Source organism: Phenylobacterium sp. (genome assembly GCF_036963605.1).
Lineage (GTDB): Bacteria > Pseudomonadota > Alphaproteobacteria > Caulobacterales > Caulobacteraceae > Phenylobacterium.
The window spans coordinates 1-17,946 of record NZ_JBALUY010000038.1; the positions used below are offsets into that span (position 1 = coordinate 1).

The window sequence follows — 17,946 nt, forward strand, 5'->3', positions numbered from 1 at the left end:
AAGCCTTCAGTGCTTTTTCGCCTCCGTGACAGCCGCCGTTTCCGAGGCCGCACCCGTTTCAGCCACCTGAACGACGGCGGCGGTCTTGGTGGGATCGGCCAGGCCCGCGCCCTTCATCAGGCATTGGCCAGTGTCCATCAGGGCGTGCTGGCCGAGGCAGAACACGTCCTCATAGTGCGGCATGGACACCGCCAGGCACTGATAGAGGTTCAGCTTGGCCATGTTCAGGCAGGAGGCCGAGGTGGGTTCGACCATGACGGCGGTCAGCAGGTCGGCGCGGTTCTCGCCGGCCTCGCCCAGGACAGCCAGGGCGGCCACGGCCAGGCTGCGCGCGACCATGCGGCTGTAGGGCGGCTCGGCCGGCTCGGCCGACAGCTCCAGCACGCCGGCGCCCAGCGCGGCCTGTTGCAGGCGGGCGGTCTCTTCCAGCTCGCCGACGATCGGGGTGGCCGAGAGCGCCTTGGCCTGGGACAGACGCAGGGCTCGGTTCTCGACGTCGGCCTTGGACCATTTGGCCTTCTGCACGTCATAGGCCGCCTGCTTGACGGCGGAGCCGGTCTCGAACAGGCGCTTACCCTCGGCGCCATAGGCGGCGATCACCAGGCCCGCCGCGCCCTTGGCGCCAGGCAGGCTGGCAGCGTAGTTGGGATCGGCGATCAGATCGGCGAACATCTTGTTCCGCGTCTCGGGATCGATCGAATAGGTGCGGACGGCGGCGACGAATTCTTCGTTCTGCAGGGCGGCCACGGCGCCATAGGCCACGGCGCCCTTCAGGAACTGGATCGGCTCATAAGCGACGCCGGTCTTGAGCGAGCTGGCGATCTCGGCGCCGTCATCGAAGGCCGGCGAGATGGCCGAGGACCTGGACATATAGAAGCGATAGGCGCTGGCCTGCTCGATCAGAGACGGCGCGAGGGCCACGGGCGGCGGCGGGGGCGCCACCGGCTCGGGCTTGGGGTCCGCGCAGCCCGCCAGGGTGGCGGCGCCGATCAGAGCGAACGCGGTGAGCGCGCCGCGGAAGCTGTAAGCCGAGCTCATGGGTGGATCTTCCCTAAACGAAACGCCGCCGAACATAGCATGCTCGGTCGGGCGAGATCATGGCCCGAGCTTGGTAAACTACTGTTTACCAAGCTTTACCAGTGACCTCCCGCCTTGGGCGAGCGCGTCCGGCCATTCAGTCAAAGAGCTTGGAGACCGACTCTTCGTTGGCGATGCGTCGAATGGCCTCGCCGATCAGGGCCGCGCAGCTCACATAGCGAATCTTGTCGGCCGAGGCGGCCCGTTCGGGCGAGCTGATGGAATCGGTCATCACCAACTCTTTCAGCACCGAGGCGCCGACCCGTTCGATGGCCGCGCCCGACAGCACCCCATGGGTGACATAGGCCGAAACCTCGGAGGCGCCGCCGTCCACCAGGGCCTGGGCGGCGTTGCAGAGGGTGCCGCCGCCGTCGATGATGTCGTCGAACAGCACGCAGCGGCGGCCCTCGACATCACCGATGATGTTGGCCACCTCGCTCTTGCCGGGGCCCGAGCGGCGCTTGTCGACGATGGCCAGTTCGGCGTTCAGGCGGCTGGCGACGGCCAGGGCGCGGACCACCCCGCCCACGTCCGGCGAAACGATCATCAGCTCGTCGGGCTTGGGGTAGTGGGCCTTCATGTCGTTGGCCAGCAGGGGCGCCGACAGCAGGTTGTCGGTGGGAATGTCGAAGAAGCCCTGAATCTGGCCCGAGTGCAGATCCATGGTCAGGACCCGGTCGGCGCCGGCGCGGGTGATCAGGTTGGAGACCAGCTTGGCGGAGATCGGCGTGCGGCCGCCAGTCTTCCGGTCCTGACGCGCATAGCCGAAATAGGGCATCACCGCGGTGATCCGCCGGGCCGAGGCGCGTTTCAGCGCATCGATGCAGATCAGCAGCTCCATCAGATTGTCATTGGTGGGGTAGCTGGTGGACTGGATGACGAAGACGTCCTCGCCGCGGACATTCTCGTCGATGGTCACCCAGACCTCGTTGTCGGCGAACCGCTTCACCTGGGCCTTGGTCAGGGGGATGTCGAGATGGTCGGAGACGGCCTGGGCGAGAGCCTGGTTTGAATTGCCCGCCAGCAGCTTCATGGATTCTCCCGAGGTCGGTCCGCGTCGGTCAGGCGGGCTTTAATCCAGGGGGCGGACCCGCGGCAACCCCTGGTGACGCCGCTCTACAGAACGATGGCCGACAGCAGCCGCCCATAGTCGGCCTCGCCCAGGTGGAAGGCGCGCCGGTTGGAGAAGAAATGGTCAGGCTCGGCGCAGGTGTCGCGGCCCATCCATTCGCATTGGAGGACGCCTGTGGCGGCGATCTGGGCCAGGACGAAGGCCGGCAGATCGAACATGCGCTTGTCCGACGCCACGGCCGGGCGGAAGAACCGCGCGTTGGCGTCGTCCACCGCCGTGAACTGTTCGAGGAACTCTAGCCCCACCTCATAGGACTTCGGCCCGATGCAGGGGCCGACGGCGGCCAGAATGCTGTCCCGCCGCGCGCCCAGGCTCTCCATCTTGGCGACCGTGTCGGCGACCACCCCGCCCAGGGCGCCCTTCCAGCCGGCATGGGCTGCGGCGACAACGCCGGCGGCCTTGTCGGCCATCAGGATGGGGGCGCAGTCGGCGGCCAGGGCGCCGCAGATCAGGCCAGGCGTCCGGGTCACCACGGCGTCGGCCTCCGGTCGAGCCGCGCCCCAGGGGCGCTCGGCGATCTCGGCGCGGGCGGAATGGACCTGATGGCAGGTGTTGAGCGCCTCGTGCGGAAGGCCGAACCAGGCGGCGGCCCGGCGACGGTTCTCGGCCACGTCCTCCGGCGAGTCGCCTGAGCCCGGCCCCACGTTCAGGGACGTATAGAGTCCGGTGGAGACCCCGCCCTGGCGGGTGAAGAAGGCGTGGCGGACGCCCGCGGCCTGCAGCAGGGGCGAGGTGATCACCGGCAGGGATGAAACGGCGTCGGTCATGATCAGTCCGCCTCGAAGGCTGGAGGGACAAGGCCCGGCCCATGCAGGCACAGGACCTTGAAGAGGGCGCCCATCTGGTCGGGGGCGGTCAGGCGGTCGAACTGCCGCCCGACCTGGGCGGCGCGCTCGGGTCGGGCCGTGGCCAGGGCCTGGGCCCGAGCTTCGATCCCCAGGCGGCGCAGAAACTCCGCCTGGGTCAACAGGGGGGCGGCCGTGGCGCCTTCGGCCTTGGCCGCCAGCGCAACGGCGGGGAAATCAGCGTGGAAGGTCAGGTCCGCTTGGCCAGGACAGGCCAGGGGATCGACCTTTTCGTGGCCCTTGAGCGCCTGAAAGGTGTCGCCGCCGGCCTCGCCGGCCGCCGGGCCATAATCGATCAGCAGGGCCGCGCCGCCATCGGCGGCCAGCCGGGCGCCGATCTGCGCGCCCAGGGCCGCCTGGGCCGGCGAGGTTTCGAACACCGCGCCCACCTCGCCGTGGCGGCCGTCGGGAGGCAGGGGGGCGGAGAGGCCGAAGACGAGCTCGCCGGCTTCGTTCAGCCCGACCATCCGCTCGGCCCAGCCCTTCTCGGTGCGCACGAACTGTTGGGTCGGCAGGCAGTCCAGCAGCTCATTGGCCACCAGAATCATCGGCGCGCCCACCGGCACGGCGTCCAGACTGTCGGCCCACTGGGGCGCGGCCTCTTCCAGGCGCTCGGCCTGCAGCCTTCGTAGGGGCGCCGACACCTCGACCAGCCACAGCTCGGCGGCCTCGACGAACCCCGGAAGCGTCCGCCCGGCCCGCAGCAGATCGGCCATCAGAGTTCCGTCGCCGGGTCCCATCTCAACCAGTCGAAAGGGCGAGGGCGATCCCATGGCCTGCCAGGTGGCGGCCGCCCATAGGCCGATCAGCTCGCCGAACATCTGGCTGACGAGGGGGGCGGTGATGAAGTCGCCGGCCGCCCCAAGTCCTGGCCGGGTGGCGTAGTAGCCCGCCTGCGGATCGTGCAGGCAGATGGTCATGTACTGGGCCAGGCTCAGCGGTCCGGTGGCGGCGATCTGCGCCGCCAGGCGTTCACGCAGGTCCATCGGCGCCGGGAGCCGGGCGGATACGGAAGGGATCATCCTTGGGGTCCTGGCCCGCAGGCGGCGGCGGGGCGGGCGAGTCGATCGCTGGCTCGGCTGCTGCCGTAGGTGGAACCGGCTCATGCAGGCCGCGCCAGATCAGGAAGGCGCCGCCCAGCAGCATGGGCAGGCTCAGCATCATCCCCATGGTGAGGCCCAGCGGGAAGTCGGGCAGGTAGCTGTCAGGCTCGCGCACCTGCTCCACCAGGGTGCGGAACACCGCATAGCCGATCAGGAACAGGCCAGCCACCGCGCCACGGCGCTCCAGCCAGTGGGCCCTGTGGGTGGCGATCCGCAGGATGACGAAGAGCACGATCCCTTCGAGCAGGGCTTCGTAGAGCTGGCTGGGATGGCGGGGATAGGGTCCGGCGCCGGGGAAGATCACCCCCCAGGGGACCTCGGTGGGACGGCCCCAGAGCTCGCCATTGATGAAGTTGGCGATGCGTCCGAAGAACAGGCCGATGGGGGCGCAGGCCGCCACCAGGTCGCCGAGCCTCAGGAGGTCCAGGCCATTGGCCCGGGAGAAGCCGATGATGGCCAGCATCACGCCGAGCGCCCCGCCGTGGAAGCTCATGCCGCCGTGCCAGACCTGCAGGATCTCGACCGGGTTGGTCCAGATCACTGCGGGGCTGTAGAACAGGATGTAGCCCAGCCGGCCGCCGAGGATGATCCCCAGGGTCACCCACAGGATCAGGTCGTCGATCTGGACGGGCGTGGCCGCTGGCCCGCGGGCGGGCGCCAGGCGCGGATTGCGCACCATGGTCACCACATAGCGCCAGCCGAGCAGGATCCCGGCGACATAGGCCAGGGCGTACCAGCGGATGGCGAAAGGTCCGATCTGGATCAGAACGGGGTCGAATTCGGGGAAGGGCACCGGCAAGTTCTCCAGCCAATTCGCGTCTGTTTAGCGGAGAAGCCCTTCGCATTCATCCCCCGGCGCCCCATATTGCGGGGGCGCGGCGGCCTGTCCCGCGCTTTAGAGCCGACGATGCAGACTCAGAATCCCTTCCTCGACGAGATCGCCAAGCTGACCACGGCGGCCATGGGCATGGCCCAGACCGCGAGCGAGGAGGCCAAATCGGCCTTCCGCGCCCAGGCCGACCGCGCCGCGGCCGAACTGGATTTGATCCGACGCGAGGAGTTCGAGGCCTTGAAGGCCGAAGTGGCCGCCCTGCGCGGCGAACTCGACGCCCTGCGCGGACAGGCGCCAAACGCCTGAATACCGGCGTTCACGAATACGCGAACGAGGCTCGCGCCCGGGAAGAAGCCGGTGACAGCAAACCCTCGAAGCAGATTAGTTTCATGACTGTCGGTGAGTCGGTCGGGCCTCGCGCCTGACCCACCGCAGCGAAAGGACCGTGGGTTCCATGGATATGCCCCAGCCTGACGAAGACGTCGTTCTCGGTCTCGATCCCCTGGATGTCGTCGAACACGTGCTTACGGCCGAGAACCTCGAATTCGACCGTACCGAAGACGGCGACCTGGCCTTCACCCTGGCCGGCGAGTGGAAAGACTACGAACTCTGGTTCGCCTGGCGTCCCGAGGCCGACTGCCTGCAGCTCTGCCTGGCCCTGGGCCATACGGTGGCGACCGCCGCGCGCGCGCCGGCCCATGAGCTGATCGGCTTGGTCAATCAGCGCCTCTGGCTCGGCCATTTCGAGCTGTGGGACGAGGGCGAGATTGTCTTCCGCCACGCCATGGCCTTGACCAGCGCCGAGCGGCCCAGCCTGTCGCAGGCCGCCGCCATGATCGACATCGCGGTGGAAGGCGCCGACCGCTTCTTCCCGGCCTTCGACTTCATGGTTCGCGGCGCCAAGACCCCGGCCGAAGCCATGGCCGCCTGCATGTTCGAGACGGTCGGCGAGGCCTGAGGGCCTCGCCCTGACGCGCCCCCTTCGCTAGAACCCTCCCGCCGCAGATGTGAGGGAGGATCCGATGGGGCCATTGCTGATGCTGGGCGCCGGCCGCATGGGCGGGGCGCTGATCTCCGGCTGGCGGCGCGCGGGCCTGCTGTCGCCCGCCGACCTGATGATCCGCGATCCCTATCCGGGCGATGAGGCCAAGGCGGCGATCGCCGACGGCGCGCGCCACGATCCTGACCTCTCGGCCATGGGCCAGGCGGAAACGGTCCTGCTGGCGGTGAAGCCCCAGCTCTGGCGCGAGGCGGCCGGCGAGGTGAGCCAGGCTTTGGCGGCCGACGCGGTCATTGTCTCCATCGCCGCGGGCGTACCGGCCGCTGAGATCTCCAAGGCCTTTGGCGGCCGCGCCGTCGCCCGGATCATGCCGACCACGGCCGCAGCCATCGGCCAGGGCACGGCCAGCCTCTACGCCACCGATCCGGCCGCCGCCGCCCGGGCGCAGGTCCTGTTCGCCGCCGTCGGCGCGGTGGTCGAGCTGGAGGACGAGGAACTGATGCACGCCGCCACCGCGGTGTCGGGTTCGGCGCCGGCCTATCTCTACGCCTTCGTCGAGGCCCTGGAGGCTGCGGGCGCGGCGGCCGGCCTGCCGGCGGCGTCGGCCCAGCGACTGGCGCGCGCCACCATCGCCGGCGCCGCGGCCCTGCTGGCCGACAGCGGCGAGGAGCCGGCCGAGTTGCGTAAGCAGGTCACCTCGCCGGGCGGCACGACCCAGGCGGCGCTGGAGGTCCTGATGGGCGAGGGTGGCCTTGGCCCGCTCCTCGAAACCGCCGTCGCCGCCGCGGCCCGACGGTCGCGTGAACTGGGCGCCTGAGTCCTAGGCTGGCAGCCGGATCGCCGCGCGCAGGCCACCCAGCGGGGAACGGTCCAGCAGCACCTCGCCCCCATGGCCGCGGGCCACGTCCCGGGCGATGGCGAGGCCCAGGCCCACGCCCTTGATGTTCTGATTGCGCGCCTCATCCAGGCGGTTGAACGCCTTGAAGGCGTCCTCGTACTGGGCTGCCGGAATGCCCGGGCCGTCGTCATCCACGGCGATCTCCACCCCGCCTGAAGGCAGGCGTCGGGCCACCACCTCGACGGTCTCCCCGTGGACGGCGGCGTTCATCACCAGGTTGGAGACCGCGCGCCTCAGGGCGCTGGGCCGCACCCGGGCGGTCAGATCGTCGGGCGCCTCGACCCGGACCCGGGCGCCGGCGCGGATCGCGCCCTCGGCCACCTCGGCCAGGAGAGGACCCAGCGCGACGTCCTCCACCGCCTCGCCCCCCTCGCCGCGGGCGAAGGCCAGGTACTCGTCGATCATGTGCTCCATCTCGGCCAGGTCCCGCTTCATCTCGGCGGTGCGTGTCCCCGGCGGCGCCAGGGCCAGCTCCAGCTTCAGGCGGGTGAGCGGCGTGCGCAGGTCGTGGCTGACCGAGGCCAGCAGGGCGGTGCGCTGTTCGATATGGCGCTGGATGCGCGACTTCATGGACAGGAAGGCGTGGGCCGCCTGGCGGACCTCGCGGGCGCCGTGGGGCTTGAAGCCGGTGTCGTCCACCCCGCGGCCAAAGGCGTCGGCGGCCGAGGCCAGCCGCTCGATGGCCCGGGTCTGATTGCGGATGAAGAGGATGGCCACCGCGGTCAGCAGCAGCGTCGCCACCGTCATCCAGAGGATGAAGATGTGCCCCTGGGTGGCGAAGGCCCGGTCCCGGGGCGCCAGCACCCGCAGCACGCCCTCATCCACCTGCACCCGGATGTCCACATAGGCGGGATAGCGGGTGGTGTCGAACCAGAAGGGGGCGTCCAGCCGCTCGGCCAGGGCGCGCTTGAGGGCCCGGTCTACGGGCGCGAAGAACGAGTAGCGCCGGTTCTGGGGCAGGACCCGCCCCTCCTGCAGGGCGATGGAGAGGCTTAAGGACTCCTCGGCCCGCCGCGTCAGGACGGCGAAGGCCTCGGGGCTCTTGTCGTCCTGATAGCCCTCTACCGCCCAGGCCACTTCCCCGGCCAGGCCGTCTGACAGCCGGCTGGTGACTGTGTCCCAGTGGGCGTCGAAGAAGATCCAGGTCACCGCCACCTGCATCAGGGCCACCGGCAGGACGATGATCAGCAGGGACCGTCCGAACAGGCTGGTCGGCAGCCGGCGCTTGATCCACCGGGCCAGATAACGGGGCGTGACCCTGAGGCGCATCAGTCGGGCGCCAGCATGTAACCCACGCCGCGAACAGTCTGGAGATAGCGGGGGGCCTTGGGATCGGTCTCGATCTTGCGGCGCAGGCGGGTGACCTGCACGTCCACGGCCCGGCCGGAGGGATCGACGGTATCGCGGGCGAGCTCGAGGCGATCCACAGGCTCGTGCGGGGTCTGGGCCAGGCGCTTCAACAGGGCGGCCTCGCCCTCGGTCAGGCGGACCGGCGCCCCGTCCTGGCTGAGCTCGCCGCGGGCCGGGTCGAAGACGCAGAGGCCAAGGGCCAGGGCGCTTCCAACGGCCGGTCGCTCGGCTGTGCGCCGCAGGATGGCGCCGATCCGCAGCAACAGCTCCTGGGGCTCGAACGGCTTGCCCAGATAGTCGTCGGCGCCGACCTGCAGGCCCTCGATCCGGTGCTCGGCCTCGCCGCGGGCGGTCAGCATCAGGACCGGGGTGCGACCGGCCGCGCCGCTGCGCCCGCGCAGCCAGCGGGTCAGGGACACGCCGTCTTCGCCCGGCATCATCACGTCGAACACCGCCAGGTCGAAATCCAGGCTCTCCAGCAGCCGCCGGGCGCCCTCGCCGCCGGACGCCGTGGTCACCCGATAGCCCTCCCGGCTGAGGAAGGCCTTCAAGAGATCGCGGATGCGGTCGTCATCATCGACCACCAGCAGATGTCGGGCGGGGCCGGAGGCTTCGGCGAGGCTCATGCGCAGGCGGGCTCCCCGTTGAACGCGGCGATCAGGATAGGCCGCCCGCAGGCGCGCCGCCATGCCGAGGCGTGGCCATTTCGTTTGACGAGCGCGGCTTGCGGCGCTGTAAGGGGGGCGCATTGAAAGGAGGCTCTACGCCTATGTCTCTCGTTCCCTTTGACGATCGCGACGGATGGATCTGGCTGGATGGCCAGTTCGTGGCCTGGCGCGAGGCGAAGGTGCACGTATTGACGCACGGCCTCCACTACGCCTCGGCGGTGTTCGAAGGCGAGCGGATGTATGGCGGAGAGATCTACAAGCTTACCGAACATACCGAGCGCCTGTTTAAGTCGGCGGAGATCCTCGACTTCGAGATCCCGTTCACGGTGGCCGAGATCGATCAGGCCTGCAAGGACACCTGCGCCAAGAACGGCCTGACCGACGCCTATGTCCGACCCATCGCCTGGCGCGGTTCGGAGATGATCGGGGTTTCGGCTCAGGACACCAAGATCCATGTGGCCGTCGCGGTTTGGGAATGGCCGAGCTATTTCAGTCCTGCTGAAAAGGCCAAGGGCATCCGCATGTGCTGGGCCAAGTACAAGCGCCCTTCGCCGGAGACCGAGCCGGTCCACGCCAAGGCGACCGGCCTCTACATGATCTGCACCATCTCCAAGCACGCCGCGGAGAAGGACGGGTTCACCGACGCCATGATGCTCGACTACCGCGGCTATGTGGCCGAGAGCACCGGGTCGAATGTGTTCTTCGTCAAGGACGGGGTGCTGCATACGCCCACCCCCGACTGCTTCCTGAACGGCATCACCCGCCAGTCGGTGATCGCGCTCGCCAAGGCCAAGGGCTTCGAGGTGGTCGAGCGCCACATCAAGCCTGAGGAACTGGCCGGCTTCACCGAATGCTTCGTGGTCGGCACGGCGGCCGAGGTGACCCCTGTCTCGCAGATCGGCGAGTACAGCTTCACCCCGGGCAATATCTCGCTCAGCCTGATGGACGACTACGCCAAGATGGTCCGCCGGCAGCTCCAACCGGCCTGATCGGTCGCACCAGTTTCGAAACCAGTCGCCCCCTTTGCATCCGCAGAGGGGGCGATTTTCGTTCGGGCCTCAGGCCAGGATGCGGGCTTCCAGCTCTTCCAGCCGCTGGCGGGTGGCGGCCAGATCGCCGCCATAGCGGGCGGCGTCGGCCTCGGCCAGTTCGGCCGCCAGGGCCTCGCTCTCGCGATAGAGGTCCAGGGCCCGGCTGCGATGGCCCCGGTCCTCCCGGGCGTCGGCCAGGCGTTCGAGGGCGATGGACAGGGCGCGGCGGGGCTCGGCGGTTCCGACCGCCTGGGCGAGATCGCGGCGCAGGGCGACGGCGGCCTCGTAGTTCTCGACGGCGGCGTCGAGGCGATGCTCCTCATAGGCCATGTCGCCCGCATTGATCAGGGCGTCGGCGATCAGGTCTTGCTGGCCGGTCATCCGCGCATGGGCCAGGGCCAGGTCATAGGCCTCGATGGCGTCGTCGGTCTTCCCCTGGGCGCGGGAGAAGTCACCGGCGTCCTGGGCAGCCAGGGCGTGCTGACGGTCGTCCTGCGCCAGGGCTTCTACCCGTTGAAGGGCCAGGGACGCCGGCCCCCAGGCCTCGTCCCGCGCGTGTCGTCGAAGGGCGTCCCGCGCCGCGTCGAAATCCTCAGGCGGCGGGGACTCCGCGGCGGCCTCGGGCTCGGGCTCGGCCGGCATGGCGGCGACTTCGGGTTCGGGCTCCGGCGCGAGTTCGGCCTGGACGACGACTGGCGGCGTCGGTTGCACGCCGGTGTCCAATTCCAGGGGGAAGGGCGCGGGTTCAGCCTCAAGGGTCGGCGCCTGCAGAGGGGCCGTGGCGCTGGCTGACGAAAAGGGCAGGGGCTCGTCCGACGGATCGAGGCCGTCGGCTTCGCCTTCGTGAGCGTCGATCAGCGGCGCCAGCCGGTCCCGGGCCGGGGGTCGCTCGGGCGCGCGCATCAGGGCCGCGGCGGCCAGGGCCGCACCCAGCAGGCCCGCGGCGATGCCCAATCCCAAGCGGACGCTTTCGAAGGCGCCCAGGCCCACGGCGGGGATCCGTCCGTCGAGACCGCCGGGATTGAGGATCACATAGGCGGCGCCCCACAGGGCGACCGCCAAGGCAAGTCCGATGATTCGACCCAGCATGCGTTCCCCCTCAGGCCCAGCTCCGGCAAGGTCAAGCTTGCCGGCCCGGCGGCCCCAGGCTCAAGCCGTTGCAACCCGTAGGGGGCGCAAGCCGGCGCCCAGGGCGTGCTCGCCGCTCCCCTGGGCGTTCGGCGCCTCTAGATCAGCCAGTTGTTGGGGCGCGGATAGGCCTCGCCCCGGGCCAGGTAGATGACGCCGAGCACGCAGCGCACGGCGAACCAGACGCCGACGGCGCCCATGATGAAGACGCCCAGCATCACGGCGGGAATACCGATCAGCACGATGGACAGCGGAATGCCAAACAGCACCATCACCCCGCCGATCACGAACCAGCCGATGGCCAGCCAGAAGGTGCGGATCTGGAAGGTGTAGTGGCTGGCCATGATCGGGCCGGCCCCGCTGCGATTGGCATAGGCGATGATGAGGCCGATCAGGATGGTGAGGCCGTTCGCCAGGCCAAGCAGGTAGAGCCCATAGACCACCGCAGGCATGGTGCGGTCCTCACTGGGGGCGGCGGCTGGGGCCGGGGGAATGGCGTCGCTCATCGTGGGCTCCTTGAGGCGTTGACGGCGATCTTGAGGCGCCAGGCGCGCGCGAGCACCTTAATTCGGCGTTATGCGGCGTCCCCGTTCGATCCAGGGCAGGGCCGCGGCGGCCAGGATCAGCACGAAGACCAGGCGCGCGGCGAGCGCCAGGCCAAGCGCCCAGGCGCCGATCAGCCCGGCCGCGCCGATGACCGCCACCGCGCCGGCGCCGCAGAGGGCGATGGTCCAGACCACCATTTCACCCGCCTGCGGGCGGGCCTGGCCCAGGCGGACCTGCGGCGCGGCGTCCGTCGCTTGCGCGGCCAGGGCTTCGGTCAGGGCGATGAAGGTGTCGTCGTGGCGCTCCAGTCTCAGGCCGGAGACGAAGCTGCGGGCGGGAATGCGCGCCCGACCTCGGGCGAAGTCCGCCCGCGCCAAGCCATCGGCAATGCTCAGGCGGCGCAGGCCCGAAAGGGGGAAGCGGCGAACCCGCGCGCCGCGGCGCTCGACCAGTTCGCCATTCTCCAGCGTCCATTCGGTCGGGGGCAGGAGCGGGGAGATGCGCGCCCTGTGGACCGTGGCCATGGGGTTCAGGACCGGACGAGGACGACCTCGACCCCGGCGCTGGCCGCATGCGGGGCGAGCGCCATGGGCTTGTCCACCCGCACCCGGGCGCGGCTGACCCTGGGGTCGGCCAGACAGGCGCGGGCCAGCTGTTCGGCGAAGGTTTCGACCAGGCCGATATGGCCGCTGGCGACCAGGGCGCGGGCGGCCTCGGCCACCAGTTCGTAGTTCACCGTCTCCGACAGATGCTCGGCGCCGGCGATGGCGGCGTCCAGCTCAACATCGATGATCAGGGGCTGGCTGCGACCGCGCTCGTGGGCGTAGATTCCCACATAGGCGTCCACCTTGAGGCCGGAGACGAAGATCTTGCTGGCCACCACGCGGGTGACGCCGACGTCCTGGGGCTGGTCTTGTTCGGTGACGGGCGACAGGGCCAAGGGCGCGCCCTCCGGGGCTATACGGCGGTGGTCAGGCCAGATGCTGACCGGAATCTATGGCGATCATCTGGCCCGTCACTGACGGAGCGTCAATGAGGTAGCGCAGAGCCTGGGCGATCTCGGCGGGATCTACAGGCCGGGCGAGCAGGGTGGCGGCCGCTTCCTGGGCGAATTCGTCGCCGTCCTGGTGGATGGAGGGCAGGACCGGTCCCGGGCCGATGCCGTTCACCCGGATCTGCGGCGCCAGGGCCTGAGCCATCATGCGGGTGGCCTCCCAAAGGGCGGCCTTGCTGAGGGAATAGGAGAAGAAGGCCGGCCGTGTGCGCAGCACCCGCTGGTCCAGGATGTTGACGATCAGGCCGCGGCGCGCGCCGGTGATCCGCCGGGCGAAGGCCTGGGCCAGCACCAGGGGGCCGCGGAGATTGGTCTCCATGTGCAGGTCCCAGGAATGGCGGTTCATGGAGGCGAAGGCGTCCTCCTCGAAGACCGAGGCGCAGTTGACCAGCAGGGTGACTTGGCCGAGCTCGGCCTCGACGGCGCTGATCAGGGGCGCGGTCTCAGATTCCTTGCGCAGGTCGCTGGTGACCAGGGCGGCCTTGCGGCCCTTGGCGCGGACCTGGGCGGCGACGGATTCGGCGTCGTCGTCGATCACCCGGCAGTGGATGGCCACGTCGAAGCCGGCGTCAGCGCAACTCAGCGCCAGGACCCGCCCGATGCGGCGCGCCGCCCCTGTGACCAGGGCCGTCCCGCGCGGGGGCTCAACCAAGTCCCGAGGCTCCGGCGCGGATCATCCGATCAGTCCAGCCGGCCGAACTCGTAGAAGTTGATCGCGCCGATGACGACCAGGAAGACCAGGATGGTGAAGATGGCGACCATCGAACAGCTCCGGAAATAGGGGTCCGCAGGACCAAGACAGGACCAAGACCCCTGGGGCTTTAACGAGGCCCACGCCCCCTCGCAAGCCAGGGTGACGCAGATCAGGACGCGAAAGGCGCCGGGCATGGTTGCGGGCGGGCTTCAGGCGGGCCACCTTGGGTCTGCAGGCACGGCGCGGACCCCGCGCAGCCGGATTGATATTCCCTTGGTGAACGTCGATCACTAAAATGCTTGTTTGAAACGGCGCGCCGCGGAGCCGGCGCCTGATAATCTAGGGTCCAGGAGGACGGCATGCGCGAGTATCTCAAGTTCTACATCGACGGTCAGTGGGTCGAGCCGGTCGCGCTCAAGACCCTCGACGTCATCAATCCGGCCAATGAAGAGGTGGCCGGCAAGATTGCGCTCGGCGCCGAAGCCGATGTGGACAAGGCCGTGAAGGCCGCCCGCAAGGCCTTCGCCTCCTGGTCGCAGACCACCCGCGAAGAGCGCCTGGACGTCATGCAGCGGGTCCTGGCCGAGTACCAGAAGCGCTTCGGCGACCTGGCCAACGCCGTCACCGAGGAAATGGGCGCCCCGGCCTCGCTGGCCCAGCGCGCCCAGGTGCCGGCCGGCATGGGCCACCTGGCCACCGCCATCGGCATCCTCAAGGACTTCAAGTTCGAGGAGGACCGCGGCGCGACGATGATCGTCAAGGAGCCGATCGGCGTCTGCAGCTTCATCACGCCGTGGAACTGGCCGCTGAACCAGATCATGTGCAAGGTCGCCCCGGCCCTGGCCACCGGCTGCACCATGGTGCTCAAGCCTTCGGAAGTGGCCCCCTTCACCGGCCAGATCTTCGCCGAGATCATGCATGAGGCCGGCGTGCCGGCCGGCGTGTTCAACATGGTTCATGGGGATGGCCTGGGCGTCGGCGTGCCGCTCTCGACCCATCCGGAAGTGGACATGGTCTCCTTCACCGGCTCCACCCGGGCCGGCATTGAGGTGGCCAAGAACGCCGCCCCGACCGTCAAGCGCGTGCACCAGGAACTGGGCGGCAAGAGCCCGAACATCGTCCTGGACGACGACGTCTTCGCCAAGAGCGTGGCCGGCGGCGTGCGCCAGATCATGACCAATTCCGGCCAGTCTTGTAACGCCCCGACCCGCATGCTCGTGCCGACCAAGCGCATGGACGAGGCGATCGCCGTGGCCAAGGAAGCCGCCGCCCAGGTGACGGTGGGCGAGCCCACCGGCAACGCCATGCTGGGCCCGGTGGTCTCCAAGACCCAGTGGGACAAGATCCAGGACCTGATCCAGAAGGGCATCGATGAGGGCGCCACCCTGGTGGCCGGCGGCGTTGGCCGGCCTGAGGGCCTGGACAAGGGCTATTATGTGAAGCCCACCGTCTTCGCCAATGTGAAGCCGGAGATGACGATCTCGAAGGAAGAGATCTTCGGTCCCGTCCTGTCGATCCTCGGCTATGAGAGCCTCGACCAGGCCATCGCCATCGGCAACGACACCGAATACGGCCTGGCGGCCTATGTGAACGGCGCCGACCTGGCCAAGGCGCGCGAAGTCGCTTCGAAGCTCCGCGCCGGCCAGGTGTCGATCAACGGCGCCTCGGACATGACCGCCCCCTTCGGCGGCTTCAAGATGAGCGGCAACGGGCGCGAGTGGGGCGACTTCGCCTTCCACGAGTTCCTCGAGGTCAAGGCGGTGATGGGCTACGCGCCCAAGGAAGCCGCCGAGTAGGCTTCGGCTCGAAAGACCAGCGGCCCCCGGCGATGTCGGGGGCCGTTTTCGTGATCGCGCCGGCAAGAGCGCGACGCCCCAAGAGACGCTCCCAAAAGACGACCCCAGGAGGATGACGCCGATGATGGATCCCCACTTCCAGGCCATGCTGGACGCCCAGGCCAAGGCCGCCGAGGGCCAGGCCGCTCCGCCCCTGGACGCCCTGCCGCCGGACATGGTCCGCGCCGGCTACCGCATGCAGCGCCAGGCCGCCGACCAGAATGCGCCCAAGGATGTGGTCGCTCGCGACCTGAAGGTCGATGGGGCGGCGGGCGAGATCCCGGCCAGACTCTACACCCCGGCCGGCGCGCCTTCGACCACCGGCGGCCTGGTCTATTTCCATGGCGGTGGCTTCGTGATCGGCGACCTGGAGAGCCATGACGGCCACTGCCGGCGGATGGCGGCCCTGGCCGGCGTCCGGGTGCTGTCGGTGGACTACCGCCTGGCGCCGGAAAACCCCTTTCCCGCCAGCCATGACGACGCGCTGGCCGCCACCCGCTGGGCCTTCGACCATGCCGCGGAAATCGGCTTCGATCCGGTCCGCATCGCCGTGGGCGGAGATTCGGCCGGCGGCAACCTCGCCGCCTCGGTGGCCGCCGATCTGAGAGATGATCCCAAGCGCCGGCTGGCCTTCCAGCTGCTGCTCTATCCGGGCATCTGGCCGGAAAAGGAGACGGCGTCCCGCCAGGCCCTGGACGGCCCGCTGCTGACCAAGCAGGCCATCGCCTGGTTCGACAAATGCCTGGCGGCCATCGGCCACCCGCAGTCCCACCGGGCCATGCTGGGCAAGGTCGATTGTGCGGGCCTGCCGCCGGCCCTGGTGGTCACCGCAGGCTTCGATCCGCTGAAGGACGAGGGTCGCGACCATGCCGAGCGCCTGAGGGCGGCCGGCGTCAAGGTCGAGCACGTCGAGTATCCCAACCTGATCCACGACTTCTACATCATGGCCGACGTCTCGCCCGCCGTGGGCGAGGCGGCCAAGGCCACGGCGGCCTCGCTCAAGGCGGCCCTGGCCTGAGGTTCAGATCGTCTGGGCGGGCGCCTGGACGATCTGTTCGACCTCGGCCGTGAGCTCATCCCAGGAGGCCTGCATGGCCGGCGTCCAGGCCTCGCCGGCGATGTCGGCGAAGGCCTCGGCCATGGCCTGGTAGAAGGCCGGGAAGATCTCGGCCGGCACGCCGATGTCGTCATGATTGCGCAGCTCGGCCCGCAGGAAGTTGGCGGCGAAGGCGTTGGGGCCCAGATAGTCCAGCAGGGTGTCGATGGCCTGGCGCAGCATCTGGCCCCGGGCTGCGCCGCGCTTGTCGCCGATGAACAGGGCCTCCGTCTCGGGATAGCGCGCGAACAGGCGCTCATAGACCTGCGGCGCCGGGTCTTCGCTGCGCTCTGCGACGAGGTCGAGGCTATCGAGAATGGCCTGGGCGTCCATGGCCAGGAGCCTAGCCTGCGGCGGCCGGTGCGCCCAGCACGCTTCTGATCGCGCCGGTCAGACGGCCCAATTCCTCGTCTGTCGTGACGAAGGGCGGGGTCAGATAGACCACCTTGCCCATGGGGCGGATCCAGCAGCCCAGCTCGGCGAACCGCTGGCAGAGGTCGCTGGCGTCCACCGCCGCCTCGAACTCCACCACCCCGATGGCGCCCAGGGTGCGGACATCGACCACCCCCTTGGCTTGACGACAGGGCTCCAGGCCCGACCTCAAGGCGGCCTCGATCCGCGCCACATCGGCCTTCCAGCCACCAGCCTCGAAGAGGTCGAGGGAGGCGTCCGCCGCCGCGCAGGCTAGGGGATTGGCCATATAGGTCGGCCCGTGCATCAGGGCAGCGCCCGCATCGTCCGACCAGAAGGCCTCGAAGACCCGGCGGCTGGCCACGGCGGCCGACAGGGGCAGCGTGCCGCCGGTCAGCGCCTTGGAAAGCGTGATGATGTCCGGCGTCACGCCCGCGCCCTGGCAGGCGAACAGGTCGCCGGTGCGGCCAAAGCCGGTGAAGATCTCGTCGAAGATCAGCAGCACCTCATGGCGGTCGGCCAGCGCTCGCAGGCGACGCAGCACCTCGTCGTCATGGACCAGCATGCCGCCGGCGCCTTGGATGCGGGGCTCGACGATCAGGGCGGCGATCTCGTGGCCCTTCTCGGCCAGCAGGGCGTCGAGGGCGGCTTCGGTCTCCGCGTCGCGGGGCAGGGCGACCACGTGCTGGCTCGGCATCACCCCGGAGAACAGGCTGTGCATCCCCTCTTCCGGGTCGCAGATGGTCATGGTGGCCAGGGTGTCGCCGTGATAGCCGCCGAGGAAGCTGACGAACTTGGAGCGGCCCGAAACGCCGCGATTGATCCAGAACTGGATCGCCATCTTCATGGCGATCTCCACCGACACCGAACCGCTTTCGGCGAAGAAGACGTGGTCGAGATCCCCCGGCAGCATCGCCGCCAGCCGCCTCGCCAGATCATAGGCCGGCGCATGGGCCAGGCCCCCGAACATCACATGGGGCGCGCGGGCCAGCTGGTCGGAAACCGCCTTGGCGATGTGGGGATGATTGTAGCCGTGGCAGGCGGTCCACCAGCTGGCGATCCCGTCCACCAGCTCACGCCCGTCCTCCAGGATGATGCGCGCGCCTTGCGTCCGGGCGACGGCCAGGGGCGCAGGCGCGGTCTTCATCTGGCAGTAGGGCCGCCACACATGGGGGGCGCCGCGTTCGAGCCAGTCGGTCATGGGGGCCTCCTTCGCCAAGGAAGGGCGCTTTAACGTGGGCGCGGC

At 69.4% G+C, this 17,946-nt stretch carries 20 protein-coding genes and 1 pseudogene; 6 read left to right on the top strand and 15 right to left on the bottom strand.

The genetic code is table 11. The features are described 5' to 3' along the window. Nucleotides 1–6: 6 nt before the first annotated feature. The 5 genes and pseudogenes from V7702_RS08920 to lgt form a co-directional block, all read right to left on the bottom strand. The gene (locus V7702_RS08920) at nucleotides 7–1,038 is read right to left on the bottom strand and encodes a hypothetical protein (RefSeq protein WP_335649766.1); all 1,032 of its coding nucleotides are present in this window, start codon (nucleotides 1,036–1,038) and stop codon (nucleotides 7–9) included. Nucleotides 1,039–1,174: 136 nt separating this feature from the next. Further along, nucleotides 1,175–2,110 (bottom strand): ribose-phosphate pyrophosphokinase, encoded by a 936-nt coding sequence (locus V7702_RS08925; protein ID WP_300572532.1) that lies wholly within the window; start codon nucleotides 2,108–2,110, stop codon nucleotides 1,175–1,177. Nucleotides 2,111–2,193: 83 nt separating this feature from the next. After that, the gene (pgeF, locus tag V7702_RS08930; RefSeq protein WP_335649767.1) at nucleotides 2,194–2,976 is read right to left on the bottom strand and encodes a peptidoglycan editing factor PgeF; all 783 of its coding nucleotides are present in this window, start codon (nucleotides 2,974–2,976) and stop codon (nucleotides 2,194–2,196) included. Between the two features lie 2 nt (nucleotides 2,977–2,978). After that, nucleotides 2,979–4,040, bottom strand: coding sequence for a class I SAM-dependent methyltransferase (locus tag V7702_RS08935; RefSeq protein WP_335649797.1), 1,062 nt, complete (start codon nucleotides 4,038–4,040; stop codon nucleotides 2,979–2,981). Between the two features lie 82 nt (nucleotides 4,041–4,122). Continuing rightward, nucleotides 4,123–4,950 (bottom strand): annotated as a pseudogene (gene lgt / locus V7702_RS08940) (prolipoprotein diacylglyceryl transferase); the annotation flags it as partial. A 114-nt stretch (nucleotides 4,951–5,064) separates the two neighbouring features. On the opposite strand from lgt, the gene V7702_RS08945 reads away from it, so the two are divergent. The 3 genes from V7702_RS08945 (at nucleotide 5,065) to proC (ending at nucleotide 6,806) form a co-directional block, all read left to right on the top strand. Then, nucleotides 5,065–5,295 (top strand): accessory factor UbiK family protein, encoded by a 231-nt coding sequence (locus tag V7702_RS08945; protein WP_335649768.1) that lies wholly within the window; start codon nucleotides 5,065–5,067, stop codon nucleotides 5,293–5,295. A 148-nt stretch (nucleotides 5,296–5,443) separates the two neighbouring features. Beyond that, nucleotides 5,444–5,947, top strand: a complete 504-nt coding sequence (locus tag V7702_RS08950) for a YbjN domain-containing protein (protein ID WP_335649769.1) — start codon at nucleotides 5,444–5,446, stop codon at nucleotides 5,945–5,947. A 64-nt stretch (nucleotides 5,948–6,011) separates the two neighbouring features. Further along, nucleotides 6,012–6,806 (top strand): pyrroline-5-carboxylate reductase, encoded by a 795-nt coding sequence (proC, locus tag V7702_RS08955; RefSeq protein WP_335649770.1) that lies wholly within the window; start codon nucleotides 6,012–6,014, stop codon nucleotides 6,804–6,806. 3 nt (nucleotides 6,807–6,809) lie between these two features. On the opposite strand, the gene V7702_RS08960 is transcribed toward proC, so the two are convergent. Together V7702_RS08960 and V7702_RS08965 are read right to left on the bottom strand one after the other, a co-directional pair. Beyond that, nucleotides 6,810–8,156 carry an ATP-binding protein gene (locus V7702_RS08960; RefSeq protein ID WP_335649771.1) on the bottom strand — a complete coding sequence of 449 codons (1,347 nt, stop codon included), beginning with the start codon at nucleotides 8,154–8,156 and terminating at the stop codon, nucleotides 6,810–6,812. Continuing rightward, a complete protein-coding gene (locus tag V7702_RS08965) occupies nucleotides 8,156–8,863 on the bottom strand; it encodes a response regulator (RefSeq protein ID WP_335649772.1) in 708 nt (235 codons plus the stop codon). Before V7702_RS08965 ends, V7702_RS08960 begins: the two co-directional genes overlap by 1 nt. Before the next feature lie 143 nt (nucleotides 8,864–9,006). Here V7702_RS08965 and V7702_RS08970 point away from each other — a divergent pair, with 143 nt between their 5' ends. Further along, entirely contained in the window at nucleotides 9,007–9,894 is an 888-nt protein-coding gene (locus V7702_RS08970) for a branched-chain amino acid aminotransferase (RefSeq protein WP_335649773.1), read from the top strand. Nucleotides 9,895–9,963: 69 nt separating this feature from the next. Here V7702_RS08970 and V7702_RS08975 read toward each other — a convergent pair whose 3' ends face one another. The 6 genes from V7702_RS08975 to V7702_RS09000 form a co-directional block, all read right to left on the bottom strand. Next, on the bottom strand, nucleotides 9,964–11,025 hold the full coding sequence (locus tag V7702_RS08975; RefSeq protein ID WP_335649774.1) for a tetratricopeptide repeat protein: 1,062 nt from the start codon (nucleotides 11,023–11,025) through the stop codon (nucleotides 9,964–9,966). Between the two features lie 137 nt (nucleotides 11,026–11,162). Further along, nucleotides 11,163–11,570: a DUF4870 family protein gene (locus V7702_RS08980; protein WP_335649775.1), complete on the bottom strand. Its 408-nt coding sequence runs from the start codon at nucleotides 11,568–11,570 to the stop codon at nucleotides 11,163–11,165. A gap of 57 nt (nucleotides 11,571–11,627) precedes the next feature. Next, a complete protein-coding gene (locus V7702_RS08985; RefSeq protein WP_335649776.1) occupies nucleotides 11,628–12,134 on the bottom strand; it encodes a hypothetical protein in 507 nt (168 codons plus the stop codon). Between the two features lie 5 nt (nucleotides 12,135–12,139). Beyond that, complete coding sequence (gene folB / locus V7702_RS08990; RefSeq protein ID WP_335649798.1) at nucleotides 12,140–12,544, bottom strand: dihydroneopterin aldolase; 405 nt, start codon at nucleotides 12,542–12,544, stop codon at nucleotides 12,140–12,142. Nucleotides 12,545–12,581: 37 nt separating this feature from the next. Further along, entirely contained in the window at nucleotides 12,582–13,316 is a 735-nt protein-coding gene (locus tag V7702_RS08995) for an SDR family oxidoreductase (protein ID WP_335649777.1), read from the bottom strand. A 29-nt stretch (nucleotides 13,317–13,345) separates the two neighbouring features. Beyond that, nucleotides 13,346–13,552, bottom strand: coding sequence for a hypothetical protein (locus V7702_RS09000; RefSeq protein WP_335649778.1), 207 nt, complete (start codon nucleotides 13,550–13,552; stop codon nucleotides 13,346–13,348). A gap of 165 nt (nucleotides 13,553–13,717) precedes the next feature. Here V7702_RS09000 and V7702_RS09005 point away from each other — a divergent pair, with 165 nt between their 5' ends. Further along, nucleotides 13,718–15,154, top strand: coding sequence for an aldehyde dehydrogenase family protein (locus V7702_RS09005; RefSeq protein WP_335649779.1), 1,437 nt, complete (start codon nucleotides 13,718–13,720; stop codon nucleotides 15,152–15,154). Nucleotides 15,155–15,275: 121 nt separating this feature from the next. Then, nucleotides 15,276–16,211 (top strand): alpha/beta hydrolase, encoded by a 936-nt coding sequence (locus tag V7702_RS09010; RefSeq protein ID WP_335649780.1) that lies wholly within the window; start codon nucleotides 15,276–15,278, stop codon nucleotides 16,209–16,211. 3 nt (nucleotides 16,212–16,214) lie between these two features. Here V7702_RS09010 and V7702_RS09015 read toward each other — a convergent pair whose 3' ends face one another. After that, complete coding sequence (locus tag V7702_RS09015) at nucleotides 16,215–16,622, bottom strand: globin (protein WP_335649781.1); 408 nt, start codon at nucleotides 16,620–16,622, stop codon at nucleotides 16,215–16,217. 10 nt (nucleotides 16,623–16,632) lie between these two features. Then, nucleotides 16,633–17,901, bottom strand: a complete 1,269-nt coding sequence (locus tag V7702_RS09020) for an adenosylmethionine--8-amino-7-oxononanoate transaminase (protein ID WP_335649782.1) — start codon at nucleotides 17,899–17,901, stop codon at nucleotides 16,633–16,635. Nucleotides 17,902–17,946 lie beyond the last annotated feature (45 nt).